Origin of the sequence: Erythrobacter oryzae, assembly GCF_030271515.1 — a bacterium.
Classification (GTDB): Bacteria; Pseudomonadota; Alphaproteobacteria; order Sphingomonadales; family Sphingomonadaceae; genus Erythrobacter; species Erythrobacter oryzae.
Genome location: NZ_JASCXI010000007.1, coordinates 1 through 1162 on the forward strand (window position 1 = coordinate 1; position 1162 = coordinate 1162).

Genomic DNA, 1162 nt, shown 5'->3' on the forward strand with positions numbered 1-1162 from the left:
GCTCGCGCAGCTTGCCGCCAACGCCGGGGACGCCGCGCGCGATGCCGCCCGCCAGCGCGAGTGGCAGGCCGACGCGCTCGCCCGCACCGAGACCCGCGCCAAGCGCCTCTCCGAGATGAGCGCCGAGGCCCGCGCCGCGCTCGCCGCCGCGCAGGAACGCCGCGCGGCGGCGCGCGAAGTGCCGCTGGCACGCAAGTTGCAGAGCCGCCGGGACGATTGACCTCCCGTTCAAGAGGAAGCCGCCCGACGTGACCAGCCTGCTCCCGCTCCTGCCCGATAGCCCCCGGCCTCCCGTCACCGACGCGCACGCGGGCGGCCCCGCCGCTGCGATTGTGCCTGGGGCGGGGACGCCCGACTTTGCCGGCCTGCTCGAGGCGCTCGGCGCGCCTGCGCCAGCAGCGCCGGGTGCCGTGCCAACCCTGGCCCACGCGGGCAGCGCTCCCGAGGCGGTGTCCGGCGCCCTGAGCACGCCGCCGCAAGTCCCCGGCCTGCGCGCCGAGGCGGTGCCGGCGAGCGTGCTGGCCGCGTGGCCGGGCGGCAAGATCCTGCCGGAGGCGGGCGCACCCTTGCCGCCCGTGCTGCCGCCCGCTCTGCCGCTTCCCGCTGCGGACACCACGGATGTGCCTGCGCCCCCGGTTGCAGTTTCCGTCGCTGCCGTCCCCTCGCCGCTCCCTGCCCCCGCAGCGGCGGCGGCATCGGCGGCGGAGCTTCCGGCGCTGCCCGAGGCCACGCTTCGTCCCGAGCCTCGCAAGCACGCCCATGTCGCCAGCCCCGCTCCGTCGGTGCCTGCGCGGATGCTCCTGACGAACGGGGTGCCGGGCGAGGACGCGCCCGAGTCCAGCCTCGGGCCGGAAGACGATGGCGCTCACCCGACCGAGGCCGCGGAGGCTGTCGCGGTGCCCGCGATCGCCTTCGAGAGTGTCACCACCCCGCAGCCGCTCGTGCAGGCGCTGGCCTTTGTGCCGGTGCCGCTGGGTGATGCGGTCACCGCGCCGCCGCCCCTGCTGCCATCCGGCGCTGCGAGTGCGGTCGCGCTGGCCGCCGCAGCGCTTCCGGTCCCCGCCGCTCTGCGCGCGCCCGTTGCCGCTGCAGGCTCGCCCGGGGAGCCGGTTGCAGCCCCCTCGCAGCCCGCCGTGCCTGCGGCCCCGGCGGCGCGCCCCCG

1 protein-coding gene and 1 pseudogene are annotated in these 1162 nt (G+C 78.1%); both read left to right on the forward strand.

Annotated features, from left to right (window positions below; genetic code table 11):
* A partial coding sequence (locus PFX90_RS17095; RefSeq protein WP_285713950.1) for a hypothetical protein occupies positions 1–220 on the forward strand: 220 nt, incomplete at its 5' end.
* A 28-nt stretch (positions 221–248) separates the two neighbouring features.
* A pseudogene (locus PFX90_RS17100) lies at positions 249–1162 on the forward strand (hypothetical protein); the annotation flags it as partial.